This window comes from Actinophytocola sp. (genome assembly GCF_035762905.1).
Lineage (GTDB): Bacteria > Actinomycetota > Actinomycetes > Mycobacteriales > Pseudonocardiaceae > DASYTH01.
On sequence record NZ_DASUCC010000080.1, the window covers coordinates 39,396 to 59,848 of the forward strand.

Annotated in this window: 20 protein-coding genes; 17 read left to right on the forward strand and 3 right to left on the reverse strand. The window is 70.0% G+C overall.

Annotated features, from left to right (window positions below; translation table 11 throughout):
* Window position 1: 1 nt before the first annotated feature.
* The 5 genes from VFV67_RS16550 to VFV67_RS16570 all read left to right on the forward strand — a co-directional run bounded on the left by VFV67_RS16550 (window position 2) and on the right by VFV67_RS16570 (window position 3,214).
* The gene (locus VFV67_RS16550) at window positions 2–532 is read left to right on the forward strand and encodes a DUF6879 family protein (RefSeq protein ID WP_326471072.1); all 531 of its coding nucleotides are present in this window, start codon (window positions 2–4) and stop codon (window positions 530–532) included.
* Entirely contained in the window at window positions 462–1,385 is a 924-nt protein-coding gene (locus VFV67_RS16555; protein WP_326471073.1) for a helix-turn-helix transcriptional regulator, read from the forward strand. Before VFV67_RS16550 ends, VFV67_RS16555 begins: the two co-directional genes overlap by 71 nt.
* 91 nt (window positions 1,386–1,476) lie before the next feature.
* Window positions 1,477–1,935: a hypothetical protein gene (locus VFV67_RS16560; protein WP_326471019.1), complete on the forward strand. Its 459-nt coding sequence runs from the start codon at window positions 1,477–1,479 to the stop codon at window positions 1,933–1,935.
* A gap of 84 nt (window positions 1,936–2,019) precedes the next feature.
* Complete coding sequence (locus tag VFV67_RS16565; protein ID WP_326471020.1) at window positions 2,020–2,397, forward strand: DUF4440 domain-containing protein; 378 nt, start codon at window positions 2,020–2,022, stop codon at window positions 2,395–2,397.
* A 148-nt stretch (window positions 2,398–2,545) separates the two neighbouring features.
* Window positions 2,546–3,214, forward strand: a complete 669-nt coding sequence (locus VFV67_RS16570; RefSeq protein ID WP_326471022.1) for a DUF998 domain-containing protein — start codon at window positions 2,546–2,548, stop codon at window positions 3,212–3,214.
* Here the strand turns inward: VFV67_RS16570 and VFV67_RS16575 are convergent.
* Window positions 3,160–3,789: a helix-turn-helix domain-containing protein gene (locus VFV67_RS16575; RefSeq protein WP_326471023.1), complete on the reverse strand. Its 630-nt coding sequence runs from the start codon at window positions 3,787–3,789 to the stop codon at window positions 3,160–3,162. The two genes, VFV67_RS16570 and VFV67_RS16575, sit on opposite strands and share 55 nt — an antisense overlap.
* A gap of 138 nt (window positions 3,790–3,927) precedes the next feature.
* Here VFV67_RS16575 and VFV67_RS16580 point away from each other — a divergent pair, with 138 nt between their 5' ends.
* The 10 genes from VFV67_RS16580 to VFV67_RS16625 all read left to right on the forward strand — a co-directional run bounded on the left by VFV67_RS16580 (window position 3,928) and on the right by VFV67_RS16625 (window position 14,396).
* On the forward strand, window positions 3,928–5,250 hold the full coding sequence (locus VFV67_RS16580; RefSeq protein WP_326471025.1) for a Xaa-Pro peptidase family protein: 1,323 nt from the start codon (window positions 3,928–3,930) through the stop codon (window positions 5,248–5,250).
* Window positions 5,234–6,244 carry a thiamine pyrophosphate-dependent dehydrogenase E1 component subunit alpha gene (locus tag VFV67_RS16585; protein WP_326471027.1) on the forward strand — a complete coding sequence of 337 codons (1,011 nt, stop codon included), beginning with the start codon at window positions 5,234–5,236 and terminating at the stop codon, window positions 6,242–6,244. The genes VFV67_RS16580 and VFV67_RS16585 overlap by 17 nt, the downstream gene beginning before the upstream one ends.
* A complete protein-coding gene (locus VFV67_RS16590; RefSeq protein ID WP_326471028.1) occupies window positions 6,232–7,221 on the forward strand; it encodes an alpha-ketoacid dehydrogenase subunit beta in 990 nt (329 codons plus the stop codon). The genes VFV67_RS16585 and VFV67_RS16590 overlap by 13 nt, the downstream gene beginning before the upstream one ends.
* 26 nt (window positions 7,222–7,247) lie before the next feature.
* A complete protein-coding gene (locus tag VFV67_RS16595) occupies window positions 7,248–8,606 on the forward strand; it encodes an amidohydrolase family protein (protein ID WP_326471029.1) in 1,359 nt (452 codons plus the stop codon).
* Window positions 8,606–9,481, forward strand: coding sequence for a cupin domain-containing protein (locus tag VFV67_RS16600; RefSeq protein ID WP_326471030.1), 876 nt, complete (start codon window positions 8,606–8,608; stop codon window positions 9,479–9,481). Before VFV67_RS16595 ends, VFV67_RS16600 begins: the two co-directional genes overlap by 1 nt.
* 1 nt (window position 9,482) lies before the next feature.
* Window positions 9,483–10,172 (forward strand): SDR family NAD(P)-dependent oxidoreductase, encoded by a 690-nt coding sequence (locus tag VFV67_RS16605; protein WP_326471031.1) that lies wholly within the window; start codon window positions 9,483–9,485, stop codon window positions 10,170–10,172.
* Window positions 10,172–11,053, forward strand: a complete 882-nt coding sequence (locus tag VFV67_RS16610) for an NAD(P)-dependent oxidoreductase (protein ID WP_326471032.1) — start codon at window positions 10,172–10,174, stop codon at window positions 11,051–11,053. The genes VFV67_RS16605 and VFV67_RS16610 overlap by 1 nt, the downstream gene beginning before the upstream one ends.
* 167 nt (window positions 11,054–11,220) lie before the next feature.
* Window positions 11,221–12,531 carry an extracellular solute-binding protein gene (locus VFV67_RS16615; protein ID WP_326471033.1) on the forward strand — a complete coding sequence of 437 codons (1,311 nt, stop codon included), beginning with the start codon at window positions 11,221–11,223 and terminating at the stop codon, window positions 12,529–12,531.
* A 12-nt stretch (window positions 12,532–12,543) separates the two neighbouring features.
* Complete coding sequence (locus VFV67_RS16620) at window positions 12,544–13,536, forward strand: sugar ABC transporter permease (protein ID WP_326471035.1); 993 nt, start codon at window positions 12,544–12,546, stop codon at window positions 13,534–13,536.
* Window positions 13,533–14,396, forward strand: coding sequence for a carbohydrate ABC transporter permease (locus VFV67_RS16625; protein WP_326471036.1), 864 nt, complete (start codon window positions 13,533–13,535; stop codon window positions 14,394–14,396). Before VFV67_RS16620 ends, VFV67_RS16625 begins: the two co-directional genes overlap by 4 nt.
* A gap of 56 nt (window positions 14,397–14,452) precedes the next feature.
* On the opposite strand, the gene VFV67_RS16630 is transcribed toward VFV67_RS16625, so the two are convergent.
* On the reverse strand, window positions 14,453–16,603 hold the full coding sequence (locus VFV67_RS16630; RefSeq protein WP_326471037.1) for a glycoside hydrolase family 15 protein: 2,151 nt from the start codon (window positions 16,601–16,603) through the stop codon (window positions 14,453–14,455).
* A 119-nt stretch (window positions 16,604–16,722) separates the two neighbouring features.
* Here VFV67_RS16630 and VFV67_RS16635 point away from each other — a divergent pair, with 119 nt between their 5' ends.
* The gene (locus tag VFV67_RS16635; RefSeq protein ID WP_326471038.1) at window positions 16,723–17,745 is read left to right on the forward strand and encodes a molybdopterin-dependent oxidoreductase; all 1,023 of its coding nucleotides are present in this window, start codon (window positions 16,723–16,725) and stop codon (window positions 17,743–17,745) included.
* A 13-nt stretch (window positions 17,746–17,758) separates the two neighbouring features.
* Here VFV67_RS16635 and VFV67_RS16640 read toward each other — a convergent pair whose 3' ends face one another.
* Window positions 17,759–18,625 carry a helix-turn-helix transcriptional regulator gene (locus VFV67_RS16640; RefSeq protein WP_326471040.1) on the reverse strand — a complete coding sequence of 289 codons (867 nt, stop codon included), beginning with the start codon at window positions 18,623–18,625 and terminating at the stop codon, window positions 17,759–17,761.
* Between the two features lie 478 nt (window positions 18,626–19,103).
* On the opposite strand from VFV67_RS16640, the gene VFV67_RS16645 reads away from it, so the two are divergent.
* Window positions 19,104–20,318, forward strand: a complete 1,215-nt coding sequence (locus tag VFV67_RS16645; protein WP_326471042.1) for an MFS transporter — start codon at window positions 19,104–19,106, stop codon at window positions 20,316–20,318.
* Window positions 20,319–20,453 lie beyond the last annotated feature (135 nt).

The window sequence follows — 20,453 nt, forward strand, 5'->3', positions numbered from 1 at the left end:
CATCCGACTCGGGCCGGAGTTCCGCCAGCTCTTCCACTCGTTCGAGCACACGGCCTACCGGCTCGAGGTCCGCGACGCCTACAACGTCAGCTATGAGCACGAGTCGATGCGGAAGTTCCTCGCCGGCGAGCCGGACGATCGGATCTGGAAGCGGAGTTGGCTGGATATGGTGCGCGAGGCGACGGCCGCCGGACGGCGGTTCCGCCGCGTCCGGGTGGTGACACTGCCGCTCACCGACTACAGCCGGTTCGGCCTGTGGGGTGCGCAGTCCAACAACGCCGCAGGCGAGGACATCCGTTACCTGCCCAGGGACAAGGCCGAGGCCATTGGCCTACCCAACCACGACTACTGGCTGTTCGACTCGACCAAGCTGCTTCACATGCACTTCGACGATGACGACGTTCCTCTCGACCACGAGTTCGTCGACGATGCGGCCGAGATCGTGCGACACAACTACTGGCGTGACGCCGCCTGGCATCACGCGATCAAACGGGACGACTTTGCCAAAGAACAAGGCCTCGGGCTCGACTAACGTCCACGAAGCCCGGACCGCACTCGGCAAACGACTCCGCGAGGCTCGCCAGGTCGCCGGCCTGAACGGGCGACAGCTCGCGGAGTCGTTGTCGTGGCCGCCGTCCAAGGTGTCCAAACTGGAGAACGGCCGCCAGACCCCGACCGACGACGACATCCGTGCCTGGACCGACGCCACGCACACCCAGGACGAAACCGACGCGCTGCTCGCCTCACTACACACGCTGGAAGTTCAATACGCCGAGTGGCAACGCATCTTCCGAACGGGTCTGAAGCCTCGACAGCGACAACACCTGGAGTGGGACCAGAAGACGCGCTTCATCCGTGCCTTCGAGGCGTCCCTGATCCCCGGATTGTTACAGACCGCGGAGTACGCCCGATTTCGCTTCGCCGATGGCATTCGCCGGCTGAAGCTTCCGAACGACCTCGATGATGTTGTAGCCCTGCGGGTGAAGCGGCAGGAGATCCTGTACCGCCCGGATAAGCGGTTCCACTTCGTGCTGACCGAAGCGGCGCTCAGATACCGCCTGTGCCCGACCGAAGTCATGATCGGACAACTCGACCGACTGCTTTCCCTGTCCCAACTGCCCAACGTGCGGCTCGGCATCATCGCCTTCGAGACGCAGTACGACACCGCACCGAAGCACGGCTTCTGGATCTACGACGAGGAGCGCGTGCTGATCGAAACGGTTTCGGCCGCACTCGACCTCCGACAGCCACAGGAGGTCGAACTGTACGCCAACACCTTCGAGCAACTGGCCGCCGTCGCCAGTTACGGCCGAAGCGCGCGAAAGATCATCAATCGGGTGATCGGTGACATCGCACCCGAGGATGAGTCCGGCGATAGCGGCTGATTTCCGCGAACCCCAGGGCAATCGAAATATCTCTAGAAATTTCGAGAAACTGGCCAGCAGTCACCCCCGAGGCCGTCTTACGTTCAGCTTCGTGCGGACCACGCCATCGTTGCTCGACGAGCTTCACCTGCTGCTGGACCGGCTCGGCCGGTGCGGGTACCTCATCCATCAGTTCGACCATGACGGCCGGAACGGCCCCGCCACGGTCGCGGGCGTGCTGGATTGGGGCGGCTGCGCCGATGTCGTGATCCTGCACGACGAGACGCACGCGGTGGCCTACCGGATGCCGACCGAGCCCGGGACCGACGTGCTCGCCCCGACAGCCGTGTTCTGGTCCTACGCGAGCTGCCCGGTCTGGACCCTGCGGGCGCTGCTCACCCTCGCCCCGCCCGGCCATCCGGACGCCCCGGTCACCCTCACCGCCGCCCCGCCCGGCCTGGGCCTGGCCAGTGACCACCGCCTACCAGTGCGCGTGCGCAGACGCGTGTGGCTGAACAACCCACAACTCTCCCACCGGCTCGTGAACCCAAGCGCTGGTAACCGGCCCTGACCGATGGGGCGGCGCCGCAGGCGCCGCCCCATCGGTCAGGGCATGTCGCGTGCCGCCCGGGATCGGGTTGGTTAGGTTCCGGCCATGACGGCGCCAGCGGCAGACGACGATGTGGAATCGGTGATCAGCAGTGAATTGCGGTTGCTGAGGCCGGAGGTGCGGAGATCCGCCGCGCAGGTCGAACGGCTGTTGCATCCTGACTTCTTCGAGTTTGGCGCATCAGGTCGTCGGTGGGACAGAACGGCCATGGTTGCCGCCATCGGCCGGGAGCTCACCGATGGCGACCTGCCGACCGTGTCCGAGATGCACGGCGTTCGCCTGGACGACTCGGTTGTACTGGTCACGTATGTGACCGATCGTCCCGATCGGCGGGCGCGACGAAGTTCCATTTGGCGCAGGGTCGACGATGGAACTTGGCGGTTGTACTTCCATCAGGGAACGGTGCTCAGGGACTCATCGTGACGTAGCGGTCCGGGGGGTTGACGCGGGTGGGGGTGTGCCGGGCGCCGCCGCGCGGCGCCGCAGGCGCCGGGCGGCGGTGGCGGGTTGACCTTGAACCGGACAAGTTTCTTAACAGAGACAAACCCCCCGGGGTGGGTAGCCTGGATGGATGGCCCGGGCCGGATTGTTCTCGCTGATGGTGGGCGTCGTGTTGATGCTGGCGCTGCATGTGGTGCCGCCGACCGACCAGATCAGTCCGGTACGGCGGACGCTGAGTGAGTATGCGCTTGGGCCGAACAAGTGGATGTTCGACGTGGCGGTGCTCGCCGTGGCCCTCGGGTCGGCGTTGTTGTTCGGGGAGTTGGTGCGGCGGCGGGCGATCAGGACGGTCTCCGCGCCGGTGGTGTTTGGTGCGCTGTGGACGGTCAGCTTGCTGGTGATCGTCGCCTATCCGAAGAACAACTGGGCCATCGGGCCGAGCATGGGCGGGATGGTGCACCGGTACGCCAGCATCGTCGGGTGGGTGGCACTGCCGTTGGCCGTGCTGCTGGTGGCAAGAGCGGCGTTTCCGGAGATGGCGGGGTGGCGGTGGGGGGCACGCGCCATGGCGTTGCTGACATTGGGGTGGTTCGGGGCGATCCTCGTCGGGGTGGTGAACTGGCTGGCCGGTGGGGTGTCGTGGTGGCGGTTCCTGCCGTTGGGGATCGTGGAGCGGGGGCTGGCGGCGAGCGCGGCGGCGGCGATCGGGGTGGTGCTGGTCGGGATGGTCCGGACCAGCAGGGTTCACTCGGATACGAACCAGACGCCGACCGCGGGTTCGGTGCCGTCGTTGCGGTAGCTGTGCGGGGTGGTGGACTCGAACGAGATCGAGTCGCCGGCCGAGACGAGGATCTCCTCGAAGCCGAGGGTGAGCACGAGTTCGCCGCTGATCAGGTAGCCGAACTCGGCGCCGTGGTGGCGCATCAGGCCGCCGTTGCTCGATGAGGTGCCGCCGGGGGGATAGGTGACCAGGAGGAAGTCCACCCCGTGCGGCGGGAGTTCGCCGAGGCGTTCCCAGGTGACGCCAGTGTCCAGGGTGAGGGCCTGCCGGTCGACGGCGTGCACGACCGGGCCGATGCGCAGGCCGCGGGACGAGCCGAGCGCCTCGAGCAGGGTGCCCGGCGCGGCGGGCGTGGTCACCGGCGGCGCCGGCTCACGCAGCGCGGCGTCGAACACCTCCTGGATGGACACGCCCAGCGCGGAGGTGATCGCGTAGAGGGTGCTCACCGATGGCTGGCTCTTGCCGTTCTCGATCTGGGAGATCATGCTCGCCGAGACGCCCACCTCGCTCGCCAGGGCGCGCAGGCTGACTCCACGCTGGATCCGCTCCTCTCGGATGCGCTGACCCAGCGACGGCAGCTCGGACGCGGCCATCCCCGACTCCTTTCAAGTGGTGCTGAACGGTCATTATGCGCCATCCACCCCGGGTGTTAAGTGATGCTTGACACTCGGCGGACCCGGTTTTACGGTCGGCAGGCACACCTCCCCCAACGACGCGGATCGAGGTGCCCGATGGCCATTCGAACCTACGGGCAGAACGCGGTCGACTGGGAGCAGCGGGTCGATCTCGACCGGCTGCGCGTCGAGCGGCTGGCCCGACTGAAGGACACCCTGGAACGGTCCGAGCTCGGCGCCCTGCTCACCTTCGACTTCGCGAACATCCGGTACATGACGTCCACCCACATCGGCACCTGGGCGATGGACAAGCTGATCCGGTTCGCCGTGCTCCCCCGCGGCGGCGAACCGGTGATCTGGGACTTCGGCTCGGCAGCCAAACATCACCAGCTCTACAACCCGTGGCTGGACGGCGAATCCCGGGCCAGAGCCGGGATCTCCACGCTGCGCGGCGCGTTCCACCCGGACGCCGGCATCGCCGAGGAGGTGGCCAGGAAGGTCGCCGCGGTGCTCGCCGAGCACGGCCTCGCCGGCGAGCCGGTCGGCGTCGACCTGGTCGAGATGCCGATTCTCCTTGCCCTGCAAGGACAGGGGCTGACGATCGTGGACGGCCAGCAGGTCTTCCTGGAGGCCAGGAAGATCAAGACGCCGGACGAGATCGGCCTGCTCGCCCAGGCCTGCTCGATGGTGGACGCCGCCTACGAGGAGCTGTACGGGTTCCTGCGTCCCGGGGTGCGCGAGAACGAGTGCGTGGCGCTGGTCAGCAAGGTGCTCTACGAGCTGGGCAGCGAGTACGTCGAGGGGGTCAACGCGATCTCCGGCGAGCGCTGCTCGCCGCACCCGCACGTGTACTCGGACCGGCTGATCCGCCCGGGCGACCCGGCGTTCTTCGACATCCTGCACAGCCATCTCGGCTACCGCACCTGCTACTACCGCTGCTTCGCGGTGGGCAGCGCGTCCCGGGCCCAGCGCGACGCCTACACCCGCTGCCGAGAGTACATGGACCAGGCCATCTCGCTGGTCCGCCCGGGCGCCACCACGGCCGACATCGTCTCGGTGTGGCCGCGGGCCGAGGAGTTCGGCTTCGCCAACGAGGAGGCGGCGTTCGCGCTGCAGTACGGGCACGGTGTCGGACTGTCCATCTGGGAGAAACCCATCTTCTCCCGGCTGGTGTCGCTGGACCACCCGGAGACGCTGGAAGAGGGCATGCTCTTCGCGCTGGAGACCTACTGGCCGGCCGAGGACGGCTGGTCGGCGGCCCGGATCGAGGAGGAGGTCGTGGTCACCGCGAACGGCTGCGAGGTGATCACCAAGTTCCCGGCCGAGGAGCTGCTGGTCGCCGGGCGCAAGTACTGGACGGCCGGCGGTGCGCTGAACACGTTGCGCGAAGCGCAGTCCCACCTCAACACGGACAAGAACGGCGATGGACACCACGACTAGAGAGCCGGTGCACGCCGGTCCGGCCGCCGAGCTGCTCGATCTCTACCAGCAGCTCCTGGTCATCCGGCGCACCGAGAAGGCGGCACACGATCTCTTCCTTGCCGGGCTGGTGAAGGGCACGACGCACCTGGCGGCCGGGCAGGAGGCGGTCGCGGTCGGGGCCGCGGCGGCGCTGCGCCCGGACGACTACGTGTTCGCCACCTACCGCGGACACCATCACGCGATCGCCAGGGGCGCCACCCCCGAGGAGTGCCTGGCCGAGCTGATGAGCAAGGCCACCGGGGTGTGCAAGGCCAAGGGCGGCTCGATGCACCTGACCAAGGCCTCGCACAACATGTTGGGCTCCTACGCCATCGTCGGCGCGCACCTGCCGATGGCCGCCGGCGCGGCGTGGTCGGCCCAGCTGCGCGGTTCCGGGCAGGTCGCGGTGGCCTTCTTCGGCGACGGGGCGACGAACATCGGCGCGTTCCACGAGGCGCTCAACCTGGCCGCGGTGTGGAAGCTGCCGGTGATCTTCGTGTGCGAGAACAACCTCTACATGGAGTACACGCCGATCGCGTCGGTCACCGCGGTCAAGGACCCGGCCGCCGGGCGTGCCCCGGCCTACGGCATCCCGGCCGAGATCATCGACGGCAACGACGTGCTGACCGTGTGGGACGCGATGCGCGCGGCGGTGGAGCGGGCCCGCAACGGCAACGGTCCCACGGTGATCGAGGCCCGCACCTACCGGCACTACGGGCACAGCCGGACCGATCCGGGCAAGTACCGACCGGAGGCCGAGGTGCGCGAGTGGATGGCGCGCGACCCGCTGACCGTGGCGCGTGCGCACCTGCGCCGGCTGGGCCTGTCCGACGCCGCGGTGGAGCAGGCCGAGGCGGCGGCCGAGCGGATCGTCGCGGAGGCGATCGACGCGGCCAAGCAGGCCCCGGAGGCGGATCCGGCCGAGGCGTTCACCGACGTGTGGGCGGACGGAGGTGCGGCGTGGCGGAGCTGACCGGGACGATCACCTACCGGGAGGCGGTGGCCGAGGGCATCGCCCGGGAGATGCGTCGGGACTCCTCGGTGGTCTGCCTCGGCGAGGACATCGGCGCCGCGGGCGGCGTGTTCAAGACCACCGTCGGCCTGTTCGAGGAGTTCGGCCCGCGCCGGGTCTGGGACACGCCGATCTCCGAGCAGGCCATCGTCGGCGCCGCGATGGGCGCGGCGATGACCGGGATGCGCCCGGTGGCCGAGATCATGTTCTCCGACTTTTTGGCCTGCTGCTGGGACTACCTGGCCAACGAGATCCCCAAGGTGCGCTACATGACCGGCGGGCAGGTCACGGTGCCGCTGGTGGTGCGCACGGCCAACGGCGGTGGACTGGGGTTCGGCGCGCAGCACTCCCAGGCGACCGAGAACTGGGCGTTCACCGTGCCCGGGCTGAAGATCGCCGCTCCGGCCACGCCCTCGGACGTGATCGGCCTGATGGCCTCGGCGATCCGCAGCGAGGACCCGGTGGTCTTCTTCGAGCACAAGGGTCTGTTCGCCAGCAAGGGTCCGGCCGCGCCCGCGGACCACGTGATCCCGTTGGGCGAGGCCGCGATCGTGCGGCCGGGCCGGGACGTGACCGTGGTTGCGCTCGCCTCCACCGTGCCGGTGTCGCGCGCCGCCGCCGAGGTGCTCGCCCCGGAGGGGATCGCGGTCGAGGTGGTGGACCTGCGCTGCCTGGTGCCGCTGGACATGCGCACCGTGCTCGAGTCGGTGGCCAAGACCTCGCGGCTGCTCATCGTCGAGGAGAACCCGTACCAGGGCGGCTGGGGCGGGACGGTGGCGTCGATCGTGGCCGACGAGGGGTTCGAGTTTCTGGACGCGCCGATCCGTCGGGTGGCCGCGGCCTGCGTGCCGCTGCCGTTCGCGGACCGGCTCGAGGACGAGGTCATTCCGACCGTCGACAAGGTGGCCGACGCGGTGCGCCGGCTGGCCGTCTTCTGAATCCAACCGAGGCAAGAGGAGTCACCATGAGCACCCGGACGCTCATCAAAGGCGGCCAGATCCTGAGCATGGACGGCAACGTCGGCGATCTGCGCGGCGACCTGCTGATCGAGGACGGCAAGATCGCCGACGTGCGGCCGGAGATCAGCGCGGACGCCGAGGTGATCGACGCCAGCGGGTTCATCGTGATCCCCGGGTTCGTCGACACCCACCGGCACACCTGGGAGGCGGCGATCCGCGGCTGCGCGCCCAACGCCACGCTGGACGACTACTTCGTCGACATCCTGGACACCTTCGCGCCGCTGTACCGCGCGCAGGACGTGTACGCGGCGAACCTGGCCGGGGCACTGGAATGCCTCAACGCCGGGATCACCACGGTGGTGGACTGGTCGCACATCAACAACACGCCCGAGCACCCGGACGCGGCGATCAAGGGCTTACAGGAGGCGGGGATCCGCGCGCAGTACGCCTACGGCAGCGCCAACACCTCGCTGGCCGACTACTGGTTCGAGAGCAAGATCGCGATCCCGGGCGACGACGTGCGCCGGATCCGGGACACCTACTTCTCCTCCGACACCGGCCTGCTCACGATGGCGCTGGCCACCCGGGGTCCCGGGTTCTGCGTGGACGACGTGGTGCGGTCGGAGTGGGCGCTGGCCCGCGAGCTGGGCATCCCGATCACCGTGCACGTCGGGATGGGCCGGGTGGCCGGCCGGTTCGGCATGATCACGCAACTGAACGACCTCGGTCTGCTCGGCCCGGACACCACCTACATCCACTGCTGCTACTTCAGCGAGGACGAGTGGCGGCTGGTCGCCGATTCCGGCGGCACCATCTCGATCGCGCCGCAGATCGAGGTGCAGATGGGGCACGGCTGGCCCCCGGTGATGAAGTCGATCGAGCACGGCCTGCGGCCCAGCCTGTCGATCGACGTGGTGACCACGGCGCCCGGCGACATGTTCACCCAGATCCGGTCCGCGTTCGGCACCGAGCGGGCCCGGGTCAACGCCGAGTGCTGGCAGGCCAATGTGGACATTCCGGAGACCATGCTGACCGCGCAGGACATGCTGGAGATGGCCACGGTCAACGGCGCGCACGTGGCCGGACTGGAGGCCCGCACCGGTTCGCTCACCCCGGGCAAGCAGGCCGACGTGGTGCTGCTGGACGCCAGAATGCTGAACATGGCCCCGGTGATCGACCCGGTCACCGCCGTGACGCTGTGCGCCGATGTGTCCAATGTGGACACCGTGCTGGTCGACGGCGTGGTGGTCAAGCGCGGTGGGCAGCTGGTTGCCGACGTGGCCGCGGCCCGGGCGGGTGTGGAAGCGGCCCGCGACTTCCTGGTCGAGCAGGCGGCGCAGCGCCAGACCGCGGCACCGGTGTGATGTCCCGGCACGTCGTGCGCCGGGGCGGCGAGGCCCGGTTCGTGGAAGGCGAAGGAGGGCTGTCGGTCTGGTCGGTAGTCGACGAGACGGCGCCTGCCGTGCACACTGGGTTCGAACTGTGCGCGCTGGAACCCGGCGGGTCGGTCCCGCCCCGGGTCCAGTCGTTCGAGGAGTCGGTGTACGTGACGGAGGGCGAGCTGGTGCTGCGCACCCCCGAGGGTGCCGTGCTGCTCGGTCCCGGCGACTACGGCCTGCTGCCGGTCGGCTATCCGCACGCCTGGCGCAACGACGGCGACGCGGTGGCCCGGTGGGCCCGGATGCTCGCCCCGCAGCCGCGGCAGCGGTTCGGCGGCGACACGGTTCCGGTGCCGCTGGACGATCTCGGGCCGCCCCAACGGATCGACGTGCGGGACCCGCGCACCCGGCTGTTCGGCCACATCGAGCCGGCGAACATGGACCCCGGCAAGCAGAGCCAGGAGCTGCTGGCGCTCTCCGCCAGCATGCGCACCGCCCTGCTGGTGTACAGCGGGATCACGGTGAAGATGATGGTCGACTCGGATCTGGGCGCGTTGCTGGCGACGATGTTCATGGTGCAGTACGAGCCGGCCGGGGTGGCCGGCCCGCACGACCATCCGTTCGAGGAGGCCTACTACTTCCTCGAGGGCGTCGGCGAGGGCACGTTCGACGGCGAGACCTACCAACTCGAGCCCGGCGACGTGGCGTTCGCCGGGGTCGGCTGCGTGCACGGTTTTCGCAATCTGGGTGATGGACCGCTGCGCTGGCTGGAAACCCAGGCACCGCAGCCACCCGGTCGGCACTCCTACCGGTTCGTGCGCGACTGGGACTACCTCAAGGTGGCACTCGAAGGGAGCTGACATGGGCGCGATCGTGGTGGTCGGCGGGACGGCGGGCATCGGGCTTGAGCTGGCCCGGCACTACGCGGACGCCGGGCGCGAGGTCGTGCTCACCGGCCGGGACATCGACCGGGCCAAGGCAGCCGCCGACGAGGTGGGCGGCGCCACGACGGGTCTGGCCTTCGACCTGTCCGAGCCGGAGGGGATCGGCGCCGCGCTGGTCGATGTCGGGCCGGTCGACGGGCTGGTGCTGGCCGCCGTCGAGCGGGACGCCAACGCGGTGGCCGACTTCGACATCGGCGGTGCCCGGCATCTGGTGACACTCAAGCTGGTCGGCTACGCCACCGTGGTGAACGTGTTGCGCGAGCGGCTGGCGGCCGACGGCGCGGTGCTGATGTTCGGCGGCCAGGCCCGGATCCGGCCGTATCCGGGATCCACCACCGTGTCGACGGTCAACGCCGGGGTGGACGGCATGGTGCGCACGCTCGCCATCGAGCTGGCCCCGGTCCGGGTCAACTCCATCCACCCCGGGATCGTCGGCGACAGCCCGTTCTGGAAGGACAAGCCGGCGCCGGTGCTGGACGCGTTCACCGCGGGCACGCTCACCGGAAAACTGGCCAGCATGGCCGATGTCGTGTCGGCCGCGGTCCTGCTGCTGGAGAACCGGGCGATCAACGACGTGAACCTGGTGGTGGACGGGGGCTGGCGGTAGTGCCGGCCGACCCGGTCGCGGTGGTCGGCGCCGGAACCATGGGTGCGGCCATGGCGGCGACACTGCGCCGGGCCGGGCGGGACGTGGTGCTGTACAACCGGACCCGGGACCGGGCCGAGCGGGTGGCGGCGGAGTCCGGGGCGAGCGTGACCGGCACCGCGCGGGCGGCGGCCGGCGGCGCCCAGGTTGTGATCGTGTCGCTGGCCGACGACGCCGCGGTTCGATCCGTCTACCGTGGACCGGATGGGCTGATGGCCGGACTGCGGCCGGGTGCGATCGTGCTGGAGACCAGCACGATCGCGCCCGGCACGGTGCGCGAGTTGGCGCCCGCGGTCGCGGAACGCGGCGCGGTGCTGCTGGACGCGCCGGTTTCCGGCAGCGTGGCGCTGGTCGAACGGGGCGAGCTGACGTTCATGGTCGGTGGCGCGCCGGAGGCGATCGAGCGTGCCCGGCCGGTGCTGGACATCCTGGGGCGGCGCACGTTCCAGCTCGGCGGGCCGGGCAGCGGCGCGACGATGAAGCTGGTGGTGAACTCCGCGCTGCACGGGCTCAACCAGGCGCTGGCCGAGGCGCTGGTGCTGGCCGAGAAGGCCGGGTTGGACCGGTCGGCCGCCTACGAGGTGTTCGCGGCCAGCGCGCTGGGCGCGCCGTTCGTGCAGTACAAGCGCGCCGCCTACGAGCACCCCGAATCGGCGCCCGCGGCGTTCACTCTCGAGCTGGTGGCCAAGGATCTGGCGCTGGTCGCCGGGCTGGCCGAGGAGGTCGGCGCGGTCATGGAACAGCTGGCCGCGAACCGGCGGGTGGTCGCCGCCGCGGTGGACGCCGGGCTCGGTGCCGCGGACATGAGCGCGCTCGCAACGCACCTGCGCGAATCCCGATAATTTTCGGCATCAAGCCGTTATCGACATTGGGGCCTTGGTCTGCCCAAGATGCAGGCATGGTCCCTCGACCACGGGTCTTGATCCCCGACTCAGCCCGGAGGTAGTGTGACCACCGCCACCGAAAACTACCGGACGCATGTCCGAAAACTTGCGGCGAAGGGAAAGCAATGACTGCTTCCAGCCCGATGCCACGCCGGGCCTTCCTCGGCGCTCTGGGTGCCGGCGCCACCATGCTCGGCATCGGAGCCTGCAGCAGCAGCGGCGACGACAGCGGAAACTCCGGCGGCGACCCGAACGCCGCGCAGACCATCGAGTGGTGGCACATCCAGAACACCCCGCCGATGCTGCCCGTCTGGCAGGAACTGGCCGACCAGTACACCGCGCAGCACTCCAACGTGAAGATCAACATCACACCGATCGAGAACGAGGCGTTCAAGGCCCGGCTCACCACCGTGACCCAGTCCGGCGATGCCCCGGACATCTTCCAGACCTGGGGCGGCGGCGTGCTCAAGCAGCAGGTCGAAGCCGGCCTGGCCAAGGAGCTGACCGGCGACCTCGCGTCGATCAAGGACAGCCTGGTCTCGACCGGCGTGCAGCCCTACGAGTGGGACGGCAAGGTCTACGGCGTTCCGTACGACATCGGCATGGTCGGCTTCTGGTACAACAAGAAGCACTTCGCCACGGCCGGGATCAGCGCGCCGCCCGCCACCTGGACCGAGTTCCTGGACGCGGTGCGCAAGCTCAAGGGCGCTGGCATCACCCCGATCTCCCTTGCCGGCGGGGCGAAGTGGCCGGGCCACTACTACTGGACCTACCTGTCGATGCGGCTGCTCGGGCCGGACGGGCTCAAGAAGGCCGCGGCCGACAAGAAGTTCGACAGCCCGGAGTTCATCCAGGCCGGCCGGCACCTGAAGGAACTGGTCGACCTGCAGCCGTTCCAGAACGGGTTCCTCGGCGCGCCGTTCGACACCCCGGACGGCGAGGCCGCCGTGATGGGCAACGGCCAGGCCGCGATGGAGCTGCAGGGCCAGTGGGCGCCCGCGGTGCAGAAGGAGCAGTCCGGCAAGGACCTCGGCGCGGATCTGGACTGGTTCTCGTTCCCCGCGGTGGACGGCGGCAAGGGCAAGGTCACCGACACGATGGGCGGCGGTGGCGGCTTCGCGGTCGGCAAGGACGCCCCGCCGGCAGCCATCGACTTCCTCAAGTTCCTTGTCACCGCGGACAACCAGCGCAAGGCGGTGGCGACCGGATCGGTGCTGCCGATCACCAAGGGCGCCGAGGACGCGATCCAGGACGCCCGGCAGAAGAAGGTGGCGGACGCGGTGAGCAAGTCCACCGGGTTCCAGCTCTACCTCGACCAGGACTACCCACCCTCGGTCGGGCAGACGGTCAACGACAGTGTCGCCCAACTCATCGCCGGCGCGATGAGCCCGGAGGACGTGGCAAAGGCGGTCACCGAGGCCGCGCAGAACGCCTAGCAGCCCCGTTCTATGACACGGTCGGCCGTCGACGAGGCCAAGCCCGCAAGGGCAAGGGAGGTGCCGGAACCGCCCGCCGATTCCACAGGCCGGCGGCGGTTCCGCACCGACCTCGTCACCATCGTCCTGTTCCTGCTCCCGGCGCTGGTGCTGTTCGGGCTACTGGTGCTGGCACCGATCCTGCTGGCCAGCTACACCAGCCTGTTCAAGTGGAACGGGCTCGGCGGGCCACCCGAGGATTTCATCGGCCTGGACAACTTCACGAGGTTGTTCAGTGACAAGGTGTTCCTCGGCGACCTGCAGCACGCGGCGATCCTGATCGCCCTGACGGTCGTGTTCCAGCTGCCGTTCGCCCTGGCCATCGCCCTGCTGCTGTGTCAGCGAATCCGCGGCCGGATGGCGTTTCGGCTGCTGTTCTTCGCGCCCTACGTGCTCTCCGAGGTGATCGCCGGCGTCCTGTTCGCCATGGTGTTCTCGCCGAACCGGGGGCTGGCCAACCATCTGTTCGGGCTGGTCGGGCTGGAGGACCTGGCCACCAACTGGCTGGCCGACCCGGCGGTGGTGCTGTACTCACTGTTCTTCGTGATCACCTGGAAGTACTTCGGCTTCCACATGATCCTCTACGTCGCGGCCCGGCAGGCCATCCCGGACGAGATCATCGAGGCGGCCACGATCGACGGCGCCAGCCCGTGGGAGACCTTCCGGTACGTGACGCTGCCGCTGCTCGGCCCGACCATCCGGATCAGCATCTTCCTGGCCGTGATCGGCACCATCCAGCTGTTCGACCTGGTCTGGGTGCTCACCAGGGGCGGCCCGATCCACGCATCGGAGACCATGGCGGTGACCATGTTCGACTTCGGTTTCGTCCGCTCGCAGGTCGGCTACGGCAGCGCGATCAGCGTGGTGATGTTCATGATCAGCTTCGTGTTCGCCCTGTTCTACCAGCGGTTCGTGATGCGCAGGGACATCGAGGGCGCGGTGACCGGAATGCGGGACCGGCGATGAAGGCGCTGCCATCCGGCCCGGTGCGGCCCGGCGGAACGCGCGCCGTGGCGCGGAACACGGTGCTGTACCTGATCGTCCTGGTCGTCGGGCTGTTCGTGGTGGTGCCGATCGGCTACGGGGTGCTCGGCGGGTTCAAGAACAACGGGCAGCTGTCCAACAACCCGTTCGGCCTGCCCGACCCGTGGATCTTCAGCAACTACACCGACATCCTCGGCTCGGTCACCTTCTGGCGTCCACTGTGGAACAGCACGGTCATCGCGCTGGCCACCACGCTGCTGTGCGTCGGGGTGGCCGCGATGGCCGGGTTCATCTTCGCCCGGTTCGCCTTCCGTGGCCGGGAACTGCTGTTCATGCTGTTCACCGTCGGCCTGATGTTCCCGTTCGCGGTGGCGATCCTGCCGCTGTTCGTGCTGCTGCGCGAGTTCGGCCTGCTGAACAACCCGCTCGGCGTGGTGCTCCCCCAGGCCGCCTTCGGCCTGCCGGTCACGATCATCATCCTGCGCTCGTTCTTCCGCGCCATCCCCAGCGAGATCGAGGAGGCCGCCACCATGGACGGGTGCACCCCGTTCGGCTTCTTCTGGCGCATTCTGCTGCCTATGGCCCGCCCGGCCCTGGCCACGGTTTCCGTGCTGGCCATCGTGACCAGCTGGAACAACTTCATGCTCCCGCTGGTCGTGTTCAACGACCCGACCCAGTGGACCATCCCGGTCGCCGTGTCCCAGTTCAACAGCCAGTACTCGCAGGACACCGCCAAGGTGCTGGCCTACGTCGTGCTGGCCATGGTTCCCGCCCTCGCCCTCTACGCCGTGGCCGAACGCCAACTCGTCGGCGGTCTCGCCTCCGGCGCCACCAAGGGCTGACCAACCAACCCCAGCCCACCCGGCCGCCGCGCAGCGGCGGGCACCCGAGCGACAGCTCAGCAGGGCCCGGCGTAGCGGCAGGCGACCACGGCCGGGCGCTCGATCGGGTGGCCGGCGTCGATGGCGGCGGCCAGCCGGACGTACTGGGCATGGGTCCAGGCCAGCGGCGTCGCCGAACCGGTTCCGGTACCGGGGCGGGCGGCGCCGGGAGCCGGCGGCCGGGTGTCCCAGACCTGTTCCGGGAGCATGAGACCGCTGCCCGCGGTGGCGGCGATGGCGCGCAGCCGGGTGCCGGCCGCGCTCGCCGCGCCGGCCAGCAACTCGTACTCCCCGCGCTCCCCGGCGAAGATCGGCCACAGCCGGCCGAAGGTTCGGGTCGGCCGGGGGAAGTTGACGTTCCACGGACCGCCGTCGGCCTGCTCGCCGTAGCCGTCGCTGGTGAACCGGTGCCAGAACTGGCCGGCCGGCGTCGAGGTGGACAGCTCCCGATCCACCACGGCGATCGTGTTGCGGACGACCGGGTCGTCGAACCGCTTGACGCCCAACCGAACCAGCTCGAGGAAGCTGGGGTCGACGACCGCCCGCTGGTCGGTCTCACCGGGATTGTTGTCGCCGAGGTTGTAGCTGGTTCCCCGGTCGGGCTGGGCGTCCTTGGTCAGGCGTAGGTAGTACGGGTCCGGCGAGTAGGGACCGGTCCTGGTGGCGGTCCAGCCCTCGACCGCGGCGGCCCAGGAGTCGGCGACGGCCAGGTAGCGGCCGGCTTGTTCGCCCCGGCCGGCGCGGGTGAGCAGGTCGGCCAGGCAGACCAGCCCGGCGACCTCGGCGGCGATCGTGGCCGGCGAGTAGCCGCTCTGGTTCTCCCAGCGTTCCTGCTCGGTCCACGGCGCGACGTTGCCGTCCTTGCGGTAGTTCACCATGAACTCGGCGGCCCGGACCAGGGCGTCCATTGTGGACGGATCGGTGCGGTCCAGCAGCCAGGCCAGCAGCATCGGCGCGGCCGTCTCGTCGAGCTGGACGCTGGTCCAGTACGGACTGCCGTCCACCCGGGTGTTCTGCGCCAGGTGGCCGTCGGGCTGTTGCTGGTGGCGCAGCATGAAGTCCAGCGCGCGGTGGGCCGCCTGCCGGTCACCGGCCGCGATCAGCGCCGTGGCCACCTGGTACAGGTCGCGCGGCCAGACCAGCGCGTACGGACCGAACTCCGGCACGATCACCCGGTCGAACCCGAACGCCCAGGGCAGCGCGGGTGCGGCCACGAACGCACCGGGGTTGCGCTTGTCCTCGGTCGCGGCGATGACCAGCAGCGAGCTGGTGTAGACCGCCCGTTCGTGCGGCGTACGCACGCTTTCCGGCGGGCGGCGCAGGCCGGCCAGGTAGGAGCGCCACCCCGCCCGGTACCCGGTCGCGGCCGCGCCGAAACCGGTGCGCAGCGAGCCGCGCGCGGCCGCGAGGGCGGCGCCGCGGTCGGCGCCGAAGCCGAGCACCAGCGTCTCGTGCCGGTGGCCGGCACCGTCCACTCGCAACTGTCCGGTCTGCACCACGTTTCCCGGTCCGGCCGAGCGGTACCGCGAGTCCAGCCGCCGGTCCGCGGCCAGGTCGGTCCACCCGTCGCTGGTACCGAGGAACCCGTTGGAGGTGCTGGCAAAGCCGCGCCCGGCGAGCAGTGCGCTCGCGGTGCCGGCATCCATGGCGACCAACGCGTTGCCCACGGTCTCGGCCCGGTCGTCGTCGCCCTCCCGGGACAGCGCCGGGTCGTACAGCACGAACGCGGTCAGCGGGCGGCCGGAATGCGAACGCAGCTCGAGGTCGACCAGCAGGGTGGCCCGGTTCGGATCGGTGACGTAGGTGAGCACCGCGGTCCAACCGCGCCCGCCGGCGGTCTGCCGGAACACCAGGTCGCCGACCTGCTCGGTGCGCACCCGGACGTCCTGCGCCCGCTCGGCGAAGCTCACCCCGTCGGTCACCACCAACTGCAGGTCGCGCACGGCCGGCGTGCTCAGATCCGGGTAGAACACCTCGGTCATCCGGCCGCCGCCGAGGGTGAACCAGACCGGGCTGCCGGCCCCGGAGCGCGCGGTGCCGAACCCCTGCTTGTCCGCCGGGGTGAACACCGCCGGTTCGCCGGGACCGCCCGGCGCCGTGTCCGCCGCGGCGGCCGGTACCGGCAGGGTCAACGCGAGCACGGCCGCGAGCAGGGCTGCCTTCAGCATGCTCCTCGCATTCCCGCCCCTGCCGACCGCAAACCGAACCAGCCCGGCCCGCGCCGCCATTCGGCACCTGCCGATCGGCATCTACCGTTGGCCGGCCGCGCACGCCTACCGTCGGCGGCATGCTGCGCGCACCGGCCCCGCGGGTGACCAACCTGGCCCTGCTCGCGGTGCTGGCGCTGGCGTTCGCCACCGGCATCGGCGCGGTCGCGGCCGGCGCACCCGGCGGCCGGTGGACGGTGCTCGCACACGGCATCGTGGGGATGGCCGTGATCGTGCTGGTGCCGTGGAAAAGCCTGGTGATCCGGCGCGGGCTGCGCCGGTCTCGCCGGACCCGGTGGTTGTCCCTGCTGCTGGCGGTCCTGGTGGTCACCACCCTGCTGACCGGTATCGCCTACACCACCGGCCTGGTCCGCTCCGTGGCCGGAATCCTGGTCATGTGGTTGCACATCGCCGGGGCGCTTGCCCTGCTGCCGCTGGTGGTCTGGCACGTGCTGGCCCGCCGGGTCCGGCCACGAAGAGCCGACCTGTCCCGGCGTGCGCTGGTCAGGGGCGGCGTGTTCGCCGCGGTCGCGGCGGGCCTGTACGGCAGCCAGGCCGCGGCGGTGAGCCTGGCCGGGTTGCCCGGCGCCGGCCGCCGGTTCACCGGGTCGTACGCCGCCGGCTCGTTCAACCCGGCGGCCATGCCCAGCTACAGCTGGCTGGACGACACCACTCCGGCGATCGACCCGCGGGACTGGCGGCTCGCCGTGGTCGCCGGCGGTACCCGGCGCGAGCTGACCCTCGGCGACCTGGACGCGGCCGCGGTGCGGACGGTGCGGGCGACGCTGGACTGCACCTCCGGCTGGTATGCCGAGCAGGACTGGGCCGGCGTTCCGGTCCGCGCGCTGCTGCCCGACCCCGGCTCGGCGCGCAGCCTGCTGGTCCGGTCCCGCACCGGCTACTGGGTCCGCTTCCCGATCCGCGATCTCGACCACCTGCTGCTGGCCACCGGGGTCGGCGGTGTGCCGCTGCGCCCCGGCCACGGCTATCCCGCGCGGCTGGTCGCCCCCGGCCGCCGGGGGTTCTGGTGGGTGAAGTGGGTGGACCACCTCGAGCTGACGGACACCCCGTGGTGGTGGCAACCGCCGTTCCCGCTGACCTGACTCCACGGTCGAGCTACTGGGACAGCTCCTCGATCCGGCGCTGCACGGTGGCCCGGGACTCCTCGACCGAGTAGGCCGACTCGCGCAGCCGGCTCAACGTGGTGCGGTACCGGGCGATGGCCTCCGGGTCGTCGTGGTAGGTGCCGCGGACCCGGTCCTCGGTGTAGACCACGCCGGGGTCGTTCTCCAGCCGCTCGGGGAAGGTCAGCAGCACGAACGTGCCGGCCACACCGGCGTGCACGCCGGCCGAAAGGGGCAGCACCCGGATCGTGACGGCCGGCGACTCGGCCACCTTGAGCAGGTGGTTGAGCTGCTCGGTCAACACGATCTCTTCGCCTGCGAGGCGGTAGAGCGCAGACTCGTCCAGCACGACGTCGACCGTCGGCGGGTCCGGGTCACGGGTGAGCACGTCCTGCCGGGCCATGCGCAGCTCGACCCGTTGCGCCACCACGGCGTTGGGCAGCCCGGGGAAGGCGCTGCGGATCAGATGCTCGGCATAGTCCGGGGTCTGGAACAGGCTGGGGATGACCAGCGCGTCGTAGCTGGCGATCTCCGTTGCGGTGGCCTCGAGGCCGAGGAACAGCTCGAACCAGGCCGGAACCACGTCGGCGAACGGCAACCACCAGTCCCGGCCGGCCCGGGCCTCCTCGAGCAGGTCGAGGAACGCCGGGATGCGTTGCGCGGCACCGTAGTGCCGCAACAGCAGCTCCAGCTCGGGGATCTTGGGGAGATTGCGGGCCACTTCGAGATGGGTGATGTGACTGGTGGCGCACCCGGCGCGCCTGGCCACCTCAACGCGCTTGAACCCGGCCGCCTCCCGCAGCCTGCGCAGTTCGAGCGCCACATATCGCTTGAGCACGGTCGGGCTCGGTGCGACCACCAGGTTTCTTCCTCTCGTTTGGCCTGCAAAGAAAACACCCGAGCTGCTGCGGTATCACATTGTGATGTGCGTGGCCGTTCCGTCACGCCATGTTACGGCGTAATCTCTTACCTAGTAACGCGTTACTACGTACCGCTGTAGTGCTCCAAACCATCACCATAGCCCCCATGGCAAGGTCCGGTGTACGCACCGAATCGCCGCAGCTGACATAACGCGACCACCCCTTCCGCCGAGCGCCACCAGCCCGCCGGCGTCTGCCTGCGCGTGCTCCGAAACGCCTTGCGACGCCGCCGCATCCGCCCCGACAAGTAGCTCCCCCTACGTGCGTTCCACCGCGGCCGGGTCACTCATCTACAGCTGGAGGCCCGACGTGAAGCAAGACAGTGTCGTCGAGCAAACCGCCACGCCCCAGCAGCGCGCTGGTGCCCCACCACTGCTGCATCCGAGCCCGGTAGATCGATCCCGCCTGGCGTTGCCCATGGCGGTCCTGCTTGCCGTTCCGTTGCTGGCGCTGAACCTTCGGCCGGCGGTCACGAGCATGGGCACGGTTCTGTCCGACGTTCGGCTGGACATCGGCATGTCGGCCATGCTGGCATCGGTGGTGGTCGCGGCCCCGGTCTGGTGCTTCGCGGCCGGTGGGGCGCTCGCCTGGGCCCTGCGGGTGCGGTTCGGCACCATGCGCACGGTGGCCGTGGCGCTTGTGGTTTTGGGGATATCGCTGGCCTTCCGGGTGGTCGGCGGATCATACCTGTTGCTGGCCGGCACCGTCACCGCGTGCCTGGCCATCGCCGTACTCGGCACCCTGTTGCCGGCCATCGTGCACACCGCCCCGCCGCGCGAGTGGGCCACCCTCACCGGCTGCTACGTCGCCGCCCTCGGCAGCGGCAGCGCGGTCGGCGCGCTGGTCACCCCGCAGATCAGCTCGCACAGCTCCTGGCAGCTCGGCGCCAGCAGCTGGGCCCTGCTCGCCGGGGCCGGTTGGCTGGCCTGGCGGGTGGCCGGCCGGGCGTTCCCCGAGCGTCCGCCTGGCGCCGGCCCGCAACGCCGCACCAGCCCGCTCACCCTGCGCCCCGCCGGCACCGCCTGGGCGCTCACCCTCCACTTCGGACTCACGTCCGGCTTCACCTTCAGCATCATGGGCTGGCTGCCCAGCATGCTGCTGGAACGCGCTTCCGTACCGCCGCACCAGGTCGCCTGGCTGTTCACCGTCGCCATGGCGCTCGGCGTCCCCATCGCCCTCCGGGTCCCGAAATGGGCCCGCCGGAGCAAGTCCCAATCCGGCCTCGCGGTGGCCCTGGCCGCCCCCAACATGATCGCCGTGGCCGGCCTGCTGCTCGTCCCCGCCTACGCCCCCTGGGCCTGGGCCGTCGGCCTCGGCCTCGGCATGCCGGCGGTCGGCCTGGCGCTCACCATGATCTCGCTGCGCGCCGACTCGGCGAGCGACACCGCCGCCGCCCTGTCCTCGATGGTCCAGGGCTTCGGCTACGCCATCGCCGGCGCCACCGCGCTCGGCATCGGCCTCCTGCACGGCGCCACCGACATCTGGGAGTGGCCGCTGGTCGCCCTCATGCTGGTGCTCTGCGGGCAGATGCTCACCGGCATGGCCGCCGGCCTGCCCATCACCATCCGCTCCGGCCCCCAGGTCGTCCCCCTGATGTTCCCCGGCATCCCGCAACAACGCCTAGGAAGCTGACCAACCCGGCGACTCGGCTGCCACACCCGAGAACTCAGCTGCTTGAGCTGGGAACTCGGGTGCTGGGAACCGGGAACTCGCCGGTCTGGCGACGGCGACTCGCGGGCGGGCGCGAGGGTGACCGGGGGGTTTCGG